Here is a 5,047-nt window from a genome sequence, read left to right on the forward strand (position 1 = left end):
ACTCTTACCTTGACAGGAATGTCAAAGTTATAGGGTCAAGCCTCACGAGCAATTAGTACTGGTTAGCTTAAAGCGTTACCGCTCTTCCACACCCAGCCTATCAACGTCCTGGTCTTGAACGACTCTTCAGGGGGCTCGAGGCCCCGGCAGAACTTATCTTGAGACGAGTTTCCCGCTTAGATGCTTTCAGCGGTTATCTCTTCCGCACATAGCTACCCGGCGATGCCACTGGCGTGACAACCGGTACACCAGAGGTGCGTCCACTCCGGTCCTCTCGTACTAGGAGCAGGCTCTCTCAATTCTGCAGCGCCCACGGAAGATAGGGACCAAACTGTCTCACGACGTTTTAAACCCAGCTCACGTACCTCTTTAAATGGCGAACAGCCATACCCTTGGGACCGGCTACAGCCCCAGGATGAGATGAGCCGACATCGAGGTGCCAAACACCGCCGTCGATATGAACTCTTGGGCGGTATCAGCCTGTTATCCCCAGAGTACCTTTTATCCGTTGAGCGATGGCCCTTCCATACAGAACCACCGGATCACTTTGTCCTACTTTCGTACCTGCTCGACTTGTCAGTCTCGCAGTCAAGCACGCTTATGCCAATGCACTATCACCACGATTTCCGACCGTGGCTAGCGTACCTTCGAACTCCTCCGTTACACTTTGGGAGGAGACCGCCCCAGTCAAACTGCCCACCATACACTGTCCCCAATCCCGATAAGGGACCAAGGTTAGAACCTCAAACACACCAGGGTGGTATTTCAACGTCGGCTCCACCAGAACTAGCGTCCTGGCTTCAAAGCCTCCCACCTATCCTACACAGATCTGTTCAAAGTCCAATGTAAAGCTACAGTAAAGGTTCATGGGGTCTTTCCGTCTTTCCGCGGGGAGATTGCATCATCACAAACATTTCAACTTCGCTGAGTCTCTGGAGGAGACAGTGTGGCCATCGTTACGCCATTCGTGCAGGTCGGAACTTACCCGACAAGGAATTTCGCTACCTTAGGACCGTTATAGTTACGGCCGCCGTTTACTGGGACTTCAGTCAAGAGCTTGCACCCCATCATTTAATCTTCCAGCACCGGGCAGGCGTCACACCCTATACGTCGACTTTCGTCTTTGCAGAGTGCTGTGTTTTTATTAAACAGTCGCAGCCACCGATTCTCTGCGGCCTCGTTTAGCTCCACCCGCGAGGGGTTTCACTGACTGAAGGCACACCTTCTTCCGAAGTTACGGTGTCAATTTGCCGAGTTCCTTCTCCAGAGTTCTCTCAAGCGCCTGAGAATACTCATCACGCGCACCAGTGTCGGTTTGCGGTACGGTCGTTGCAAGCTGGAGCTTAGTGGCTTTTCTTGGAAGCAGGGTATCACTCACTTCGTCTGCAAGCAGACTCGTTATCACGCCTCATCTTAGCCCTCCGGATTTGCCTAGAGGGCACGACTACACGCTTGAACCGGGACATCCAACACCCGGCTGAGCTAACCTTCTCCGTCCCCACATCGCACTTGCAATCGGTACAGGAATATTCACCTGTTTCCCATCAGCTACGCATCTCTGCCTCGCCTTAGGGGCCGACTCACCCTACGCCGATGAACGTTGCGTAGGAAACCTTGCGCTTACGGCGAGGGGGCTTTTCACCCCCTTTAACGCTACTCATGTCAGCATTCGCACTTCTGATACCTCCAGCATCCTTCTCAAGACACCTTCACAGGCTTACAGAACGCTCTCCTACCACGCACCTTGCGGTGCATCCGCAGCTTCGGTAACTGGCTTGAGCCCCGTTACATCTTCCGCGCAGGACGACTCGATCAGTGAGCTATTACGCTTTCTTTAAATGATGGCTGCTTCTAAGCCAACATCCTGACTGTTTTAGCCTTCCCACTTCGTTTCCCACTTAGCCAATTTTAGGGACCTTAGCTGGCGGTCTGGGTTGTTTCCCTCTTGAGTCCGGACGTTAGCACCCGGTGCTCTGTCTCCCAAGCTGTACTCATCGGTATTCGGAGTTTGCATAGGTTTGGTAAGTCGCCATGACCCCCTAGCCTAAACAGTGCTCTACCCCCGACGGTAATACTTGAGGCACTACCTAAATAGTTTTCGGAGAGAACCAGCTATTTCCAGGTTTGTTTAGCCTTTCACCCCTATCCACAGCTCATCCGCTAGTTTTGCAACACTAGTCGGTTCGGACCTCCAGTGCGTGTTACCGCACCTTCATCCTGGCCATGGATAGATCACCTGGTTTCGGGTCTACACCCAGCGACTGAAGACGCCCTGTTCGGACTCGGTTTCCCTGCGCCTACCCTATTCGGTTAAGCTTGCCACTGAATGTAAGTCGCTGACCCATTATACAAAAGGTACGCCGTCACCCCGGAGGGCTCCGACTTTTTGTATGCATGCGGTTTCAGGATCTATTTCACTCCCCTCCCGGGGTTCTTTTCGCCTTTCCCTCACGGTACTGGTTCACTATCGGTCGATTACGAGTATTTAGCCTTGGAGGATGGTCCCCCCATCTTCAGACAGGATTTCACGTGTCCCGCCCTACTTGTCGCTAGCTCAGTACCACACAGGTCTTTTCACATACGGGGCTATCACCCACTGTGGCCGGCCTTTCCATGCCGTTCTGTTAAGTCCCGTGCTATCACTAGCAGGCTCTTCCGATTTCGCTCGCCACTACTTTCGGAATCTCGGTTGATGTCTTTTCCTCCAGCTACTGAGATGTTTCAGTTCGCCGGGTTCGCCTTGCATACCTATGTATTCAGCATGCAATACCCTTGCGGGTGGGTTTCCCCATTCGGACATCTGCGGATCAAAGCTCATTTGCCAGCTCCCCGCAGCTTTTCGCAGGCTATCACGTCCTTCGTCGCCTGTAATCGCCAAGGCATCCACCACATGCACTTAGTCACTTGACCCTATAACTTTGACATCGGACGCATCCGACATCGTCAAGGACTGCACCGACCTGACTGACTTCGCCAGGTCATGTGTTTGAGTATCTACGTTTGCCGTACTTTCAACTCGGTCCGGAATTTCTTCCGGACATCATTGATGTCTGGTGACGCAATCAATTGTCATTGGCGGCACGGTTGCCTACAGGCCTTTACCCCTGCGGCATTTCCGCCAACAACGCTGATTCGACTCTACGAATTTTTAAAGAACAACAGCCTCTTTCGAGACAGGCCTGAGCGCTGCATTCAACGCTCAGGTCTGCCCTGATCGATTTCAGAAGTGATGGTGGAGGATGACGGGATCGAACCGACGACCCCCTGCTTGCAAAGCAGGTGCTCTCCCAGCTGAGCTAATCCCCCTGAACATTGGTGGTGGGTCTGGTTGGATTCGAACCAACGACCCCCGCCTTATCAAGACGGTGCTCTAACCGACTGAGCTACAGACCCCAATCTCTTCTGACTCTGTCGTGACAACCGATAAGTGTGGGCGCATTGATTTGAGTGTCGTACTGTTTTTGACTCTGCTGCCTGGACTGTTGTGCAGTCAGGTGCAGCGTCTTTTCCAGAAAGGAGGTGATCCAGCCGCACCTTCCGATACGGCTACCTTGTTACGACTTCACCCCAGTCACGAACCCTGCCGTGGTAATCGCCCTCCTTGCGGTTAGGCTAACTACTTCTGGCAGAACCCGCTCCCATGGTGTGACGGGCGGTGTGTACAAGACCCGGGAACGTATTCACCGCGACATTCTGATCCGCGATTACTAGCGATTCCGACTTCACGCAGTCGAGTTGCAGACTACGATCCGGACTACGACCGGTTTTCTGGGATTAGCTCCCCCTCGCGGGTTGGCAGCCCTCTGTACCGGCCATTGTATGACGTGTGTAGCCCTACCCATAAGGGCCATGAGGACCTGACGTCATCCCCACCTTCCTCCGGTTTGTCACCGGCAGTCTCATCAGAGTGCCCTTTCGTAGCAACTGATGACAAGGGTTGCGCTCGTTGCGGGACTTAACCCAACATCTCACGACACGAGCTGACGACGGCCATGCAGCACCTGTGTGCAGGCTCTCTTTCGAGCACTCCCACATCTCTGCGGGATTCCTGCCATGTCAAGGGTAGGTAAGGTTTTTCGCGTTGCATCGAATTAAACCACATCATCCACCGCTTGTGCGGGTCCCCGTCAATTCCTTTGAGTTTCAACCTTGCGGCCGTACTCCCCAGGCGGTCAACTTCACGCGTTAGCTTCGTTACTGAGAAGAAACCCTCCCAACAACCAGTTGACATCGTTTAGGGCGTGGACTACCAGGGTATCTAATCCTGTTTGCTCCCCACGCTTTCGTGCATGAGCGTCAGTACAGGTCCAGGGGATTGCCTTCGCCATTGGTGTTCCTCCGCATATCTACGCATTTCACTGCTACACGCGGAATTCCATCCCCCTCTACCGTACTCTAGCCCCACAGTCACAAATGCAGTTCCCAGGTTGAGCCCGGGGATTTCACATCTGTCTTATGGAACCGCCTGCGCACGCTTTACGCCCAGTAATTCCGATTAACGCTTGCACCCTACGTATTACCGCGGCTGCTGGCACGTAGTTAGCCGGTGCTTATTCTTCAGGTACCGTCATCCTCCCGAGGTATTAGCCCAGAAGATTTCTTCCCTGACAAAAGCGGTTTACAACCCGAAGGCCTTCTTCCCGCACGCGGTATGGCTGGATCAGGCTTGCGCCCATTGTCCAAAATTCCCCACTGCTGCCTCCCGTAGGAGTCTGGGCCGTGTCTCAGTCCCAGTGTGGCTGGTCGTCCTCTCAGACCAGCTACAGATCGCAGGCTTGGTAGGCCTTTACCCCACCAACTACCTAATCTGCCATCGGCCGCTCCAATCGCGCGAGGTCTTGCGATCCCCCGCTTTCACCCTCAGGTCGTATGCGGTATTAGCGTAGCTTTCGCTACGTTATCCCCCACGACTGGGCACGTTCCGATGTATTACTCACCCGTTCGCCACTCTCAAGGGTTGCCCCTCTACCGTTCGACTTGCATGTGTAAGGCATACCGCCAGCGTTCAATCTGAGCCAGGATCAAACTCTTCAGTTCGATCTTGTTG

General features: G+C 53.7%; 2 tRNA genes and 2 rRNA genes. All 4 read right to left on the reverse strand.

Annotated features, from left to right (window positions below):
• Window positions 1-31: 31 nt before the first annotated feature.
• The 4 genes from BW996_RS20915 to BW996_RS20930 all read right to left on the reverse strand — a co-directional run bounded on the left by BW996_RS20915 (window position 32) and on the right by BW996_RS20930 (window position 5,037).
• A 23S ribosomal RNA gene (locus BW996_RS20915) occupies window positions 32-2,910 on the reverse strand.
• 320 nt (window positions 2,911-3,230) lie between these two features.
• Window positions 3,231-3,306 (reverse strand) — tRNA-Ala (locus BW996_RS20920).
• 10 nt (window positions 3,307-3,316) lie between these two features.
• Window positions 3,317-3,393 (reverse strand) — tRNA-Ile (locus BW996_RS20925).
• Window positions 3,394-3,512: 119 nt separating this feature from the next.
• Window positions 3,513-5,037 (reverse strand): 16S ribosomal RNA (locus BW996_RS20930).
• Together the 16S and 23S rRNA genes with 2 tRNA genes alongside form the textbook arrangement of a ribosomal RNA operon.
• Window positions 5,038-5,047 lie beyond the last annotated feature (10 nt).

Source organism: Sphaerotilus natans (genome assembly GCF_900156335.1).
Lineage (GTDB): Bacteria > Pseudomonadota > Gammaproteobacteria > Burkholderiales > Burkholderiaceae_C > Sphaerotilus > Sphaerotilus natans.